Genomic DNA, 13440 nt, shown 5'->3' on the forward strand with positions numbered 1-13440 from the left:
TAAGCGCCTGCGCTCAAGTTATATCTCGATGGGAGAAGCTTCTCATACACTGGCTGCAACCTGTTGCCCGTGAAGCGAGATCGCATGAACGAAACGAACCTGGGCCGCCGCGCCCTGTGCAAGGGATTGTTGGGCGGTGTCGCCGGCTTGGCCATCGGCAGCTACGCGAAGGCCAAGCCTTCGATGGACGAAGCCGCGAAGGTCTTCCGCCTCGATGGCGGAGACATCACCTACGCCTTCGGCGTGAATGGGGAAGGGCAGCTGCAAACCCTTTATTGGGGCAGGAAGCTGGCGGACAGCGACAGGCTTCCTACGCCGGTTTCCGTACGCGAAAATTCGAGCAACGAGACTTCGATCACGGTCACGCCGCTGGAATTCCCGGCCTTCGGCGGCGGGCTGACGGTGGAACCGGCCCTGAAGGCGAGCTTTCCGGATGGCGTGCGCGACCTGGTCCTGCGCTACGAGGGACACGAGCTTGCCGAGGACCGCATCGTTGTGCGCCTCAAGGACATCGGCCGCGCGGTCCACGTCACGCTGGCGTATGCGATGGATGCCGCGACAGGCATTGTTTCCCGCTCCGCCACGGTGGAGAACCGCACGGCGAGCTGGATGCAGATCGACCAATTGGCCGCGGCCAGCCTGAATCTTCCCTACGGCGACGATTACCAGCTTTCCTTCCTCACCGGCCGCTGGGCGGGTGAATTCGTATTGCAGACCCGCGCCGTGACGCCGGGATCGACCGTGATCGAGAGCCGCAAGGGCGTGACTTCGCATCAGGCCAACCCGTGGATCGCGCTAAGCCGCAGCGGCACGGCCGAGGAGTCCGGGCCGGTGTGGTTCGGCGCGCTTGGCTGGAGCGGATCGTGGCGTATCAGCGTGGACATGGATGCCCTGGGCGGCGTCCGCGCCACGGCAGGCTACAACCCCTTCGATTTCGCCTACCGCCTCAAGCCGGGAGAGAGCCTGGCCTCGCCGATCTTCCACGCGGGATTCTCGGCGGACGGTTTCGGCGGCGCCTCGCGGCTTTTCCATCACTACCAGCGCACCCGCATCCTGCCTGGAACCCGCTTGCGTCCCGTCCTCTACAACAGCTGGGAAGCAACCGAGTTCGCGGTCGACGAGGCAGGGCAGATGGCGCTCGCCGAGAAGGCCGCGAGTATCGGCGTCGAGCGTTTTGTCGTCGATGACGGCTGGTTCGGAAAGCGTAACAGCGACCGTGCCGGCCTTGGCGACTGGGTGGTGAATGCCGCGAAGTTCCCCAATGGCCTGCAGCCCCTGGTCAAGCGCGTCAACGATCTTGGCATGGAGTTCGGCTTGTGGGTCGAACCGGAAATGGTCAACCGTGACAGCGATCTCTATCGCGCCCACCCCGACTGGGTCATCCACTTCGCGGGAAGGCCGAGGAGCGAGGCGCGCAACCAGCTGGTGCTGAACCTGGCGCGCAGCGACGTCTATCAGTACCTGCTGAAGGCCCTGGACAGGCTGCTGAACGAGCACAATATCGCCTTCCTGAAATGGGACCACAACCGCGCCTGGTCGGAACCTGGCTGGCCGGATGCGCCGCGGGGCGAGCAGCAGCGGCTGTATGTCGCCTACGTGGAAAACCTCTACAAGCTGCTGGCCGAGCTGCGGCGCCGCCATCCGAAGCTCGAAATCGAATCCTGCGCCAGCGGCGGAGGGCGGGTCGATCTGGGCATCATGCGCCTCACCGAGCAGGTATGGGTGTCCGACAATACCGATCCCTTCGACCGCCTGCTCATTCAGGATGGCTTCAGCCATGCCTATGCGCCCGCCATCATGATGGCCTGGGTGACCGATTCGCCGAACTGGCTGCACAAGCGCGTCACCTCGCTCGAATACCGCTTCCTGTCGGCGATGCAGGGTGCACTGGGCATCGGTGCAAACCTGAAGCGCTGGACGGAGGAGGATTTCGCCAAGGCGCGGCGCCTCGTTGCGGAATACAAGAATATCCGCATGACGGTTCAGCAGGGGAAGCTGTACCGCCTCGTCTCGCCGCAGCGCGGCTCCGCGCGCTCTGCCACGATGTCCGTATCGCAGGACGGCAGCCAGGCCGTGGTCTTCGCCTTCCTCCATTCGCCCGGCGTGCATGGCGACCCGCTGCCTCTTCTTCAGTTGCGTGGCCTGGACCCGGACAGGACATATGCGCTGCGTCCCATTTCCGGCGCGGTAACGCCGCAGACACCGAAGAGCGCCAGCGGCGCCTACTGGATGGGACATGGTTTGCGCTTCGACCTGGGCGGCGATTTTCAGGCCGCGGCGGCAGTGCTGGACCGCATGTAAAAAGCGCTTGCCTGAAGCAGAATACGCCCTAATATAGGGGTACAGGAATGGGCTGGGCGGCCCGCTCCGTCTGGCTCATCCGGGTTTTCTAGTTTTGTATTTCAGAAAGGAGAAAGCCATGGCAAACCTGACACGCTACAACCCGTTCACTGAACTGTCCCGCCTCGATCCCTTCCGGGATTTTGAAGACATGTTCCGCGATTTCCGCCTGAAAAACATCATGCGCGACGACGAAGGGCAGCAGCCCATCCGTATCGATGTGCATGAGACCGAGCAGGCCTACACGGTCAAGGCCGACCTGCCGGGCGTGAACAAGGACGATATCAAGGTCGATATCCAGGGCAACCGCGTGAGCATCGCGGCCGAAACCAAGCGCGTCGAGCAGGACAAGCAGTCGGGCAACGTGGTGCGCAGTGAGCGCTACTATGGCCAGCAGTATCGCAGCTTCACGCTGGAGCACGATATCGACGACGCCAAGGCCGAGGCGAAATTCGATAGCGGTGTGCTGCACCTGACCCTGCCGAAGAAAGCGCAGCAGGGCAGCCGCAAGCTGGCTATTCATTAAGCAGTCGAGGCGGCGCCGGTGTCCGGCGCCGCTTACTTCTTCTGCGGCAGCGACGACCCGGATACGCCCCGAACATCGGTGGCGATCACGAACCAGTGGCCCGGAGCCAGATCGCCGAGGTCGACCTTGAAGCGCTTGCCTCCAAGGGGACGGATGCGGCCTTCCGCCTTCTTCCAGTTACGCTTCTGCCATGATGCTGCGTCCTCCGACGTGTACAAGGCGAGCTCCCTGATGCCCAGCTCCGCATGGACCTCCAGTTCGGCGGATTGTGCGCCAACACTGGCGATCTTTACTTCAGGCAGCGGCGATCCCCTGTCTTTCAGCGCATGCTCGAAGAAAGTCACTTCCTGCGCCGTCCAGTTGCGCTCGTCCGCGGCAGGGCCGCCGGGATAGCCGCCCGCATCGTGGTCGGCGTTGGGGCCGAAGACGATGCCCTTGGGCGCGCGGATGGCTTCGAAGGTGCGCACGATGGAGGGTAGAAAGAAGGCCCTGTCGTTCGTTGCCCCGGCAATGAAGAAGCGCGCGCGGATGCCGGGGATGAACTGCTCGGCGCCCAAGGCCGCTTGCCAGCGTTCGCGGTCGGGAGCGGAAAGGCGTGCCAGGTCGTTGGCGAATACCGTGTCCTCGAAATAGCCGCCGCCCCAAACGGAATAGGCGGCGCGGATCTCGCCGCCCAGCGCACCAGCAAGCACGGTGGTGGCATAAGCGCCCCACGATGCGCCGATGATGCCAATGCGTTGAGTATCGACATTCTTCATCGCCTGCAGCAGGCGCACGGCGCCGATGCCTGCTGCCAGCGACTGGTAGATAGTGCTGTTCGCGATGGTGGGCGCCACCGTCCAGCGGTCCGCGCCATAGGGCCGTGTCGTCCAGACGCCGCCGGAACGCGCCGCGAGCTTCGGATCAGCGATACCCGGCAGGTCCGGCGTGATGGCGACATAACCGCGCCGAGCCCATTCCTCGGCCATGGCGCCTTGCGCCGCGCTGCGTCCGTGATGCAGTATCAGGAGCGCCGGGTACGGGCCATTCCCGCGCGGCGCCGCCAGCACGGCGTGCACTTCGTTCGGCACGCCATTCACTTCGAGCGAGCGGAATACCACATGCTGCACGTCGATGCCGCTCGTCTCCGGCAGGCGTTCCACACTCAGGACGGCGGGCGCAGGGGCGCGGGCTGCATCGTGCAGGCTTTGCGCCGCACACAGGGTAGGCACGGCAAGCGCAAGCGCGCAAAGAAGTTGCTTCATGGCAGGCTCCTGTTGGGGAGCTGGGATGATAACAGGGGGCTGGGGAACGTAGTATGGTAGAGTGCTGTCCGCTATGTCCGGCCGTAGGAAGTGATAGTCGATGAAGAAAGAAAACGCAGTACAAAGGCGCGAACCGAGCCTGTTCGATGATGAATACACCGCGGAGCCAGCAGCTCCGGTTGCGGAACCGGTATTCGCACCGGAACCGGTAATTGCCGAAGAGCCGGTGTTCGCGGCCGAGCCCGTGTTTGAACCCGAGGCAGCGCCCGCCGTCGATGACACTCCTCCATCCCGCTCCTTCAAACCCCTGCTCTGGGGCGGTGTCGGCGCCCTGATACTGGGCCTGATTGGCGCAATTGCGTGGATCGGCAGCACCGCGGGGCAGCATCCCAAACAGCCCGAAGTGCTGAAGGCGCCTGCGGGCATGGCCGCCAAGGCGCTGCCGCCGCCGGACATTTCACATCCGCCTGCGCCAGAACACGTCCCGTCCGCTATCGCCTTGCCGCCGGAAGCTGAGACCGGTCCTGCCCCCGCGCCAGCGGAGGCGCCGCCTGCCGCGGCAACGGGCCCCGATGCAGCCCGGCTGGTTGCGCCGGTTGCGGTGGCCGGTGCCGCGGCACTGGCCCCGGCCGCCAAGGTGGAACGCGCCCCGGCGCCAGTCGTGCGCGACGAGGTCCGCGTGGCGCGCCGCGCGGCGGCGCCGAAGGCCAGGACGGTGAAGAGCGCCAGGGCCGCCACGGTAAAGAAGGCAGGGCAGGCGAAGGCTGCGAAAAAGTCCGTCAAGACTGCGGCGCCGGCAGCCCGCAAGGCCGCCGCCGCGAACGCCGCGAAGAAAGCGGGCGCCCTCCGCTGCGACACCCGCAGCAAGGCAACAGCCGCCTGCCGTGCGAAATCGCAAAAGACCAGCAAACCGTAGCGACACATTTCGGGCAAATTCGTTAATCTGCTGCTGTGTACGTTTTTAGCGACAGATTATGGAAGAAGCTCAGCAGCAGCCAAGCGCGCCGGGAGCTCAGGAGCAGCATGAGCCAGCGGCCAGCATCAGCCGTGGGAAGACGATTGCCCTCTGGGCAGGCGTCGCCGCGCTGCTGCTGGCTTTGCTCGGCTCCCTGATGATTGTGCTGAAGAGCTTGCAGGCCGACCGCGCGCTCGCGCAGATCGGCAAATCGGCTGGCAGCGCCGTCACGCAGGACCGGCCGCCAGCTGTGACGCCACCGGCGGCGGCAGGCGTTGCCGAGGGCCCGCTCCGTCCACCTCCGCTTCGTTCCGCCGGCGAACAGCCCGGAGTGGCAGCCGTTGCGCCTCCCGCACCGCCGAAGCATGGCCCGGGAACGGCGCGGCCGCACCGTTCGGTGCCGCCGGCTACCGCGCAGCGGTCCACCCAGAAGGCCCCGGAAAAGCAGGCGCTCGCGGCCAGGCCCGCGCGCAAGGCGGCCCCGAGGGCGCAGCGTTTCAGCGTCGAACGCGGTCTGGCGCAATGCAAGGAACTGGCAGGGGAGGCGGCGGCGGCCTGCTTCAGGAAGGCCTGCAGCACCTACGCGAAGCGCGCACCCATCTGCGTGAACGACGAGCCAACGGCCCGCCGCTGAACGCGGAACCGCTTACAGGAAGCGGTCGAGAATCCTTTTGCTGTTCTTGTCCAGTTCGTACTGGTTGCGGATCAGGAAGTTGATGCCGTGGCTGTCCGATACCAGCAAGGCATCGGGGCCGATGCGGCGGATGTCCTCCTCGCCGCGCAGCACGAACTCCGTGTCGCCCCGGTCCGTCGCCACGCTCCAGGTGCAGGGCGTGGCGAAGCTGCTCACGGAAACGATGCGGCTGATCTCCGGCATGAACTCGCGCCCGCCCAGTTCCTCGCGCACCAAGGCGGCGGCTTCGGGGGGGAGCTGGTCCAGGCTGTCCAGCCAGGCCACTTCCTTGCCATCGGTGTTCATCAGCGACAGACCTTCTTCCGGCGCCTGGATTGGGAAGGCGCGCACGGGCGAGATATTTTCGTGCACCGTGCCACTGGCGTCGGTGAGGTTCAGGCGGCCGAAGGCGTCGCGGTGGAGCTGGAAATTAATTGTCGTCATAGCGTTTCTTCGGTGCGTCGTCCAGGTCGGTATCCACGTTGCGCGCTTGCGCCTGGTAGAGGCGGTAGTAGGCGCCCTGTTTTTCCATCAGCTCTTCGTGCGGGCCTTCCTCCACCACCTTGCCACGGTCCATCACCACCAAGCGGTTGGCGCGCTGCAGGGTGGACAGGCGGTGGGCGATGGCGATGGTGGTGCGGCCCGCCACCAGGTTGTCCAGCGCCTTCTGGATTTCTTTCTCGGTTTCGGAGTCGACCGATGCCGTGGCCTCGTCCAGGATGAGGATGCGCGGATCGATCAGCAGCGCGCGCGCAATCGAGATGCGCTGGCGCTCGCCGCCCGAGAGGCCCTGGCCGCGTTCGCCCACCATGGAGTCGTAGCCCTGCGGCAGGCGCAGGATGAAGTCGTGGGCGTGCGCCGCGCGGGCCGCCGCCATGATCTCGGCGCGGGTCGCATTCGGCTTGCCGTAGGCGATGTTCTCGGCAATGGTGCCGAAGAAGAGGAAGGGCTCCTGCAGCACCAGGCCGATGTTGCGGCGGTAGTCGGACACGGCGAAGGAGCGGATGTCGACGCCATCGAGCAGGATGGCGCCTTCCGCCACGTCGTAGAAGCGGCAGATGAGGTTGACCAGCGTCGATTTGCCCGAGCCGCTGTGGCCCACCAGGCCGATCATCTCGCCCGCCTTGATATCGAGGTTCACGCCGCGGTTGACGGCGCGGTTGCCGTAGCGGAAGCCCACTTCGCGCAGGGTGATATTGCCTTCCACCTTGCCCACCTTGACCGGGTTGGCGGGTTCCGGAACGCTCGACACGTGGTCCAGGATGTCGAAGATGCGCTTGGCCGCCGAGGCGGACTTCTGCGTGACCGACACGATGCGGCTCATCGAATCCAGGCGCCCGTAGAAACGGGCGGAATAGGTGAGGAATGCTGTCAGCACGCCCAGGGTGATGTGCGCCTTGGACACGAGGTAGATGCCGAACACGTAAATCACCAGCAGGCCGATTTCGGTGAGGAAGGACACGGTCGGCGAGAACAGCGACCATACCTTGTTGAGCTTGTCGTTCACGGCCAGGTTGTGCTTGTTCGCGATGCGGAAGCGGTTCGCTTCGCGCGCTTCCTGCGCAAAGGCCTTTACCACGCGGATGCCGGGGATGGTGTCAGCCAGCACGTTGGTGACTTCGCCCCAGACGCGGTCGATCTTCTCGAAGCCGGTGCGCAGTTTGTCGCGCACCAGGTGGATCAGCCAGGCGATGAAGGGCAGGGGCACAAGCGTGACGATAGCGAGCCAGGGATTGATCGTAAACATGATCACCCCGGTCATGATGATCAGCAGGCAGTCCGATGCGAAGTCCAGCAGGTGCAGCGAGAGAAACACGCAGATGCGGTCACTTTCGCTGCCGATGCGCGACATCAGGTCGCCGGTGCGCTTCCCGCCGAAATACTCCAGCGAGAGGCGCAGCAGGTGTTCATAGGTGTTTGTGCGGAGATCGGCGCCGATGCGCTCAGATACCAGCGCCAGCACATAGGTTTTGCCCCAGCCCAGGATCCAGGCCAGGACGGCGGAGGCGAGCAGGCCGCTCATATACAGCACCACCAGGCCGGTATCCACGGGCTGGCCGTTCTGGTAGGGGACCAGCACATTGTCCGTGAGCGGAATGCTGAGGTAGGGCGGAATCAGGTGCGCACCGGTGGAGAGCAGCATCAGCACGAAACCGCCCAGCAGGGCCCAGCGGTAGGGATGGGCGAAGCGCCACAGGCGGAACAGGGTCCAGGTCGTGGGCGGCGTGTACTCCACTTTGGCGCAGATGGGGCATTCTTCCTGGTCCGGCTCCAGCGGGGCCTTGCAGGTAGGGCAGGCATGTTCCTCTTCGCGCTCGATGGGCTTGCCTGTCAGATGGCTTTGCAGCAGCGGCCCGAACTGTTCGCTGAGGCGGATCGCGTGCAGGTTCTGGCCCAGCGTGAAGCGCCAGCAATCGAGCCGGCCATGGGCGTCGAACAGCTCCAGATGGCCCACGCCCGCGTGGTCGTGCAGCTTGAGGGTCATGCCCTCGCGGTATTCCCAATGTTTCCACTGCGACTCCCCTGGCCCCCGTGCCATAATGCGGCGCTCGGTGAGCAGGATGAAGCCCTTGACGAAGCGCAGCCTGGCGTCAAGGTCAACCTCCATCGCACTCAGCACGTTTTCCCCTGACGCAAGCTGCATCTGCACTTCAGAGCGCCATTTTTCTGGCAGCTCGGTGCGGATCGGTTCAAGGGAAAGTTCAGTTGTTGTCATTATGGAACACACTCCGGTGCGGTCTTTGCCAAGTGGCAAGAAACGTGAAACAGTGGGAAAATATCGGGTACGGCCTTCAAAGCGAAACGCTAACACGATAAAGACAGCGAAGAAGGATGCGCTTATTTACTGTATTCTTCAGCTATCAACTTTGACGATCTGCCAAGAGGATGGCCAGCTTTTGCGGAAGTATAACCGCAAGAGGTAATAGAGCAAAAACATGACAAAGAAGAAAGACATTGAAGTTCTTCGCGTAACGCATCTGCGCGGACCGAATATCTGGACCTACCGCCCGGTCATCGAAACCTGGCTCGACATCGGCGAACTGGAAAACTTCCCTTCGAACAAACTTCCCGGCCTTTACGAACGCCTGACGGCCATGCTGCCGAGCCTGGCCGAGCACCGCTGCGGCGTGGGCGAGGTGGGCGGCTTCCTGGAGCGCCTGCGCGACGGCACCTATGCGGGCCACATCCTGGAACACGTGGTGCTGGAGCTGCAGAACCTGGCCGGCATGCGCACCGGTTTCGGCAAGACCCGCCAGACCGCCGAAGGCAGCGGCATTTATAAAATGGCATTCCGCACCCGCCAGGAGCAGGTGGGGCGCGCAGCGCTGGCCGCCGGCCGCGACCTGCTGATGGCCGCCATCGAGGACCGTCCCTACGACGTGCCTGCCGCCGTCGCAAAGCTCACCGACATGGTCGAATCGCTCTGCCTGGGCCCGAGCACGGCCAATATCGTGGACGCGGCGACCGACCGCAAGATTCCCCATATCCGCCTGACCGACGGCAACCTGGTACAGCTGGGCCATGGCGCCCGCCAGCGCCGCATCTGGACGGCGGAAACGGACAACACCAGCGCCATCGCCGAAGGCATCGCCAGCGACAAGGACATGACCAAGGACCTGCTGGCTTCCTGCGGCGTGCCCGTGCCGGAAGGCGTGCTCGTAAAGAGCGCCGACGAGGCCTGGGAAGAAGCCCAGGACATCGGCCTGCCGGTGGCCGTGAAGCCATATGACGGCAACCATGGCCGCGGCGTGTCCCTGAACCTGAATACGGAAGCGGACGTGAAGGCCGCCTACGACATCGCCGTGCAGCGCGGCGGCAGCGAAAGCGTGATCGTGGAGCGCTTCATCGTTGGCGACGAACACCGCCTGCTGGTGGTGGGCCGCAAGGTGGTTGCTGCCTCCAAGGGCGAATCGCTGTGGGTGGTGGGCGACGGCAAATCGAGCGTGCAGGATCTGGTCGACACCCAGATCAATACCGATCCGCGCCGCGGCACGACCGAAGAATTCCCCCTCAATATCGTGGAGCCGCGCAAGTCGGCCGAAGTGCAGCTGGACCTCCAGCGCCAGGGCCTGACCCCGGACTCCGTGCCGGAAGCGGGCCGCCGCGTGCTGATCCAGCTGAACGGCAATGTCGCCAACGACGTGACGGACCTGGTGCACCCGGAAGTGGCCGAGATGGCCGCGCTGGCCGCGCGCACCGTGGGCCTGGACATCGCGGGCATCGACCTTGTGGTGCAGGACATCTCCAGGCCGCTGGAAGAGCAGGGCGGCGCGATCATCGAAGTGAATGCAAGCCCCGGCCTGCTGGCCCACCTCAAGCCTGCGGCGGGCGGCATGCCCCGTCCCGTGGGCGCGGCCATCGTGGACCAGCTGTTCGCGGCCGATGAAGACGGCCGCATCCCTGTTGTCGGCGTGTCCGGCACGCGCCACACGGCGCTCATTGCGCGCATCACCTCCTGGCTGCTGCAGGTCAGCGGCCGTTATGTGGGCATGGCCTGCGAAGAGGGCGTGTACCTGAATGGACGCAAGGTGCCGCGCGGTCCGCTGAGCGAACGTGAATCGGGCGAACGCCTGCTGCTGAACAAGAACGTCGAGGCGGCTGTTTTCGCCAACGGCAACCGCATGGTGCTGACCGAGGGCTACTCCTACGACAAGTGCTCGGTGGGCGTGGTGACCGATGCAGGCGGCCATGAGGAACTGGGCGAGTTCTATATCCACTCCGAAGACCAGATGTTCAATGTGCTGCGCACCCAGGTCGATGTGGTGCTGCCGGAAGGCGCGGCGGTGCTGAACGCTTCGGATGCGCAGGTGGCGGAAATGGCCGAACTGTGCGACGGCTCCGTGATCTTCTACGCCATGGACGGCGCGGCGCCAGCGATTACTGCGCACCTGCAGTCCGGCGGCCGCGCCGTGGTGCTGCGCGAGAACGGCTACGTGATGGCTGCGGGTGCGGACGTGGTGGCGACCCTGCCGCTAAGCTGCCTGCCCGAGAGCGAGGCGGCGAACACCGAAGCCGTGCTGGCCGCCATCGGCACCGGCTGGGCGCTCGGCCTGCAGCCCGACCTGATCGGCGCCGCACTGCGCACCTTCGAATGGACCAGCAAGAACAACTAAACGGGAATACAGGGAATGGAAGTAATTCGCATCCGCGCGCTGCGTGGGCCTAATCTTTGGAGCCACCATACGGCGATTGAAGCCATTGTCTCCTGCGGTCCGGACGAGATGGCGGTAGACCGCCTGCCCGGTTTCGAAGTGCGCTTGCGCGCGCGCTTCCCGCGCATCGCCCAGCTCCAGCCTGACGGCCACGCCGATCCCGTGCCGATGGTGCACGTGCTGGAACTGACGGCGCTCGCGCTGCAGGCCGAAGCAGGATGCCCCGTCACCTTCAGCCGCACGACGCCAACGCTGGAGGAAGGCATCTTCCAGATGGTGGTGGAATACACCGAGGAAGAAGTGGGCCGCCTGGCCGTGGAGCTGGCCGAGAAGCTGATCAACGCCGCGCTGAAGGACGAGCCCTTCGACCTGAACGCCGCGCTGACCGAACTGCGCGACCTGGACGAAGACGTGCGCCTGGGCCCGAGCACCGGCGCCATCGTGCATGCCGCCGTGGTGCGCAACATCCCTTACCGCCGCATGACGAGCGGCAGCATGGTGAGCTTCGGCTGGGGCTCCAGGCAGCGCCGCATCCAGGCTGCGGAAATGGACAGCACCAGCGCCATTGCCGAAGCCATCGCGCAGGACAAGGAGCTGACCAAAAAGCTGCTCGATGCGGCCGGCGTGCCCGTACCTGTCGGCCGTGTGGCGGAAGACGCGGAAGACGCATGGGCCGCCGCAATGGAAATCGGCCTGCCCGTGGTGGTGAAGCCGAAGGATGGCAACCAGGGCAAGGGCGTCACCGTGAACGTGACCACCAAGGAGCAGATGACGGCCGCCTTCAACACGGCGCGCGAGTTCCGCGACGATATCCTGGTCGAACGCTTCCTGGCGGGCCATGACTACCGCATGCTCGTCATCGGCAACAAGCTGATCGCCGCTGCCCGCCGCGATCCGCCCCATGTGGTGGGCGACGGCGTGCATTCGGTGCGCGAGCTGGTGGACATTGTGAACGCCGACCCGCGCCGGGGCAGCGGCCACGCGACCTCGCTCACCAAGATCCGTTTCGACGATATCGCCATTGCGCGCCTGAAGCTGCAAGGCCTGGAGGCCGACTCCGTGCCGCCGCACGGCCAGCGCGTCATCCTGCGCAACAACGCGAACCTCTCGACGGGCGGCACCGCCACCGACGTGACCGACGACGTGCACCCGGAAGTGGCGGCGCGCGCCGTGGAAGCGGCGCAGATGATCGGCCTCGATATCTGCGGCGTGGACGTGGTGGTGGACAGCGTGCTGCGCCCCATCGAAGAACAGAACGGCGGCGTGGTGGAAGTGAATGCCGCGCCTGGCCTGCGCATGCACCTTTCGCCTTCCTACGGCAAGGGGCGCCCGGTGGGCGAGGCCATCATCGGCGCCATGTTCCCAGAAGGCGACGACGGCCGCATTCCCGTGGTGGCTGTTACCGGCACCAATGGCAAGACGACGACGGTGCGCCTGATCGCCCACCTCATGACCTCAAGCGGCCTGCGCGTGGGCATGACCAATACGGATGGCGTCTACATCAACGGCCGCCAGACCGACAGCGGCGACTGCAGCGGCCCGCGCAGCGCGCGCAACGTGCTGCAGCATCCGGACGTGGACGCAGCCGTGTTCGAAACGGCGCGCGGCGGCATCCTGCGCGAAGGCCTGGCCTTCGACCGCTGCAAGGTGGCCGTGGTGACCAATATCGGCGCGGGCGACCACCTGGGCCTGAACTACATCACCACAGTGGAAGACCTGGCGGTACTGAAGCGCGTGATCGTGCAGAACGTGGACAAGAACGGCATGGCCGTGCTGAATGCCACCGATCCCATCGTCGCGGCCATGGCTTCCAGCAGCAAGGGCAAGGTGACCTTCTTCGGCATGGACAAGTACCATCCCGTGGTGGCAACCCATATCGCCCAGGGCAAGCGCACTGTGTACGTGGACAATGGCCATATCGTGGCCGTGGAAGGCAAGTTCGAGGAGCGCATTGCGCTGGCGGACGTGCCGATCACCCGCAACGGCACCATCGGCTTCCAGGTGGAGAACGCCATGGCCGCCGTGGCGGCGGCGTGGGGCGCGGGCGTCGACTGGCAGTCGATCCGTCTCGGCTGCGCCACCTTCACCACGGACAGCCACAACGCGCCTGGCCGCTTCAACGTGTTCGACTATCGCGGCGCGACCGTGATCGCGGACTACGGCCACAATCCGGATGCAATGCTCGCGCTGGTGCAGGCCGTGGAGTCCATGCCCGCCAAGCGCCGCCTGGTGCTGATCAGCGGCGCGGGCGACCGCCGCGACGAGGACATTCGCCAGCAGACCGAAATCCTGGGCAAGGCCTTCGACGACGTGCTGCTGTACCAGGACCAGTGCCAGCGCGGCCGCGAAGACGGCGAAGTGATCGCGCTGCTGCGCCAGGGCCTGGCCGGCGCGCCGCGCACGAGCTTCGTGGACGAGATCAACGGCGAGTTCGTGGCCATCGACAAGGCGCTGTCGCGCCTGAAGGATGGCGACCTCGCGCTGATTCTTGTGGACCAGGTGGAAGAAGCGCTGGCCCACCTGAGCAAGCGCATCGCGGAAGGTTGAGA

The 13440-nt window shown here is 65.2% G+C and carries 9 protein-coding genes; 6 read left to right on the forward strand and 3 right to left on the reverse strand.

Annotation, left to right across the window (positions count from 1 at the left end; genetic code table 11):
* The first annotated feature begins 84 nt into the window (after positions 1-84).
* Positions 85-2301 (forward strand): alpha-galactosidase, encoded by a 2217-nt coding sequence (locus tag LSQ66_RS08460; protein WP_231769345.1) that lies wholly within the window; start codon positions 85-87, stop codon positions 2299-2301.
* A gap of 118 nt (positions 2302-2419) precedes the next feature.
* Positions 2420-2866 carry an Hsp20/alpha crystallin family protein gene (locus LSQ66_RS08465; RefSeq protein WP_231769346.1) on the forward strand — a complete coding sequence of 149 codons (447 nt, stop codon included), beginning with the start codon at positions 2420-2422 and terminating at the stop codon, positions 2864-2866.
* A 32-nt stretch (positions 2867-2898) separates the two neighbouring features.
* Here the strand turns inward: LSQ66_RS08465 and LSQ66_RS08470 are convergent, their stop codons facing one another.
* Positions 2899-4110: an alpha/beta hydrolase family protein gene (locus LSQ66_RS08470; RefSeq protein WP_231769347.1), complete on the reverse strand. Its 1212-nt coding sequence runs from the start codon at positions 4108-4110 to the stop codon at positions 2899-2901.
* A 100-nt stretch (positions 4111-4210) separates the two neighbouring features.
* On the opposite strand from LSQ66_RS08470, the gene LSQ66_RS08475 reads away from it, so the two are divergent.
* A complete protein-coding gene (locus LSQ66_RS08475) occupies positions 4211-5026 on the forward strand; it encodes a hypothetical protein (protein WP_231769348.1) in 816 nt (271 codons plus the stop codon).
* 58 nt (positions 5027-5084) lie between these two features.
* Positions 5085-5699, forward strand: a complete 615-nt coding sequence (locus tag LSQ66_RS08480; RefSeq protein ID WP_231769349.1) for a hypothetical protein — start codon at positions 5085-5087, stop codon at positions 5697-5699.
* Positions 5700-5711: 12 nt separating this feature from the next.
* Here the strand turns inward: LSQ66_RS08480 and LSQ66_RS08485 are convergent, their stop codons facing one another.
* Positions 5712-6182, reverse strand: a complete 471-nt coding sequence (locus LSQ66_RS08485) for a cyanophycin metabolism-associated DUF1854 family protein (protein WP_231769350.1) — start codon at positions 6180-6182, stop codon at positions 5712-5714.
* Positions 6169-8454, reverse strand: coding sequence for a cyanophycin metabolism-associated ABC transporter (locus LSQ66_RS08490; RefSeq protein WP_407659585.1), 2286 nt, complete (start codon positions 8452-8454; stop codon positions 6169-6171). Before LSQ66_RS08490 ends, LSQ66_RS08485 begins: the two co-directional genes overlap by 14 nt.
* A 220-nt stretch (positions 8455-8674) precedes the next feature.
* Here LSQ66_RS08490 and LSQ66_RS08495 point away from each other — a divergent pair, with 220 nt between their 5' ends.
* Positions 8675-10852 carry a cyanophycin synthetase gene (locus LSQ66_RS08495; protein WP_231769351.1) on the forward strand — a complete coding sequence of 726 codons (2178 nt, stop codon included), beginning with the start codon at positions 8675-8677 and terminating at the stop codon, positions 10850-10852.
* A 15-nt stretch (positions 10853-10867) separates the two neighbouring features.
* Entirely contained in the window at positions 10868-13438 is a 2571-nt protein-coding gene (cphA, locus tag LSQ66_RS08500; RefSeq protein WP_231769352.1) for a cyanophycin synthetase, read from the forward strand.
* Positions 13439-13440: the final 2 nt, after the last annotated feature.

Source organism: Massilia endophytica, from assembly GCF_021165955.1.
Lineage (GTDB): Bacteria > Pseudomonadota > Gammaproteobacteria > Burkholderiales > Burkholderiaceae_D > Rugamonas > Rugamonas endophytica.

Bases quoted from the DNA above. Each gene is read 5' to 3' on its own strand.
- LSQ66_RS08460 (WP_231769345.1), top strand. From the start codon at position 85: ATGAACGAAACGAACCTGGGCCGCCGCGCCCTGTGCAAGGGATTGTTG.
- LSQ66_RS08465 (WP_231769346.1), top strand. From the start codon at position 2,420: ATGGCAAACCTGACACGCTACAACCCGTTCACTGAACTGTCCCGCCTC.
- LSQ66_RS08470 (WP_231769347.1), bottom strand. From the start codon at position 4,110: ATGAAGCAACTTCTTTGCGCGCTTGCGCTTGCCGTGCCTACCCTGTGT.
- LSQ66_RS08475 (WP_231769348.1), top strand. From the start codon at position 4,211: ATGAAGAAAGAAAACGCAGTACAAAGGCGCGAACCGAGCCTGTTCGAT.
- LSQ66_RS08480 (WP_231769349.1), top strand. From the start codon at position 5,085: ATGGAAGAAGCTCAGCAGCAGCCAAGCGCGCCGGGAGCTCAGGAGCAG.
- LSQ66_RS08485 (WP_231769350.1), bottom strand. From the start codon at position 6,182: ATGACGACAATTAATTTCCAGCTCCACCGCGACGCCTTCGGCCGCCTG.
- LSQ66_RS08490 (WP_407659585.1), bottom strand. From the start codon at position 8,454: ATGACAACAACTGAACTTTCCCTTGAACCGATCCGCACCGAGCTGCCA.
- LSQ66_RS08495 (WP_231769351.1), top strand. From the start codon at position 8,675: ATGACAAAGAAGAAAGACATTGAAGTTCTTCGCGTAACGCATCTGCGC.
- cphA (WP_231769352.1), top strand. From the start codon at position 10,868: ATGGAAGTAATTCGCATCCGCGCGCTGCGTGGGCCTAATCTTTGGAGC.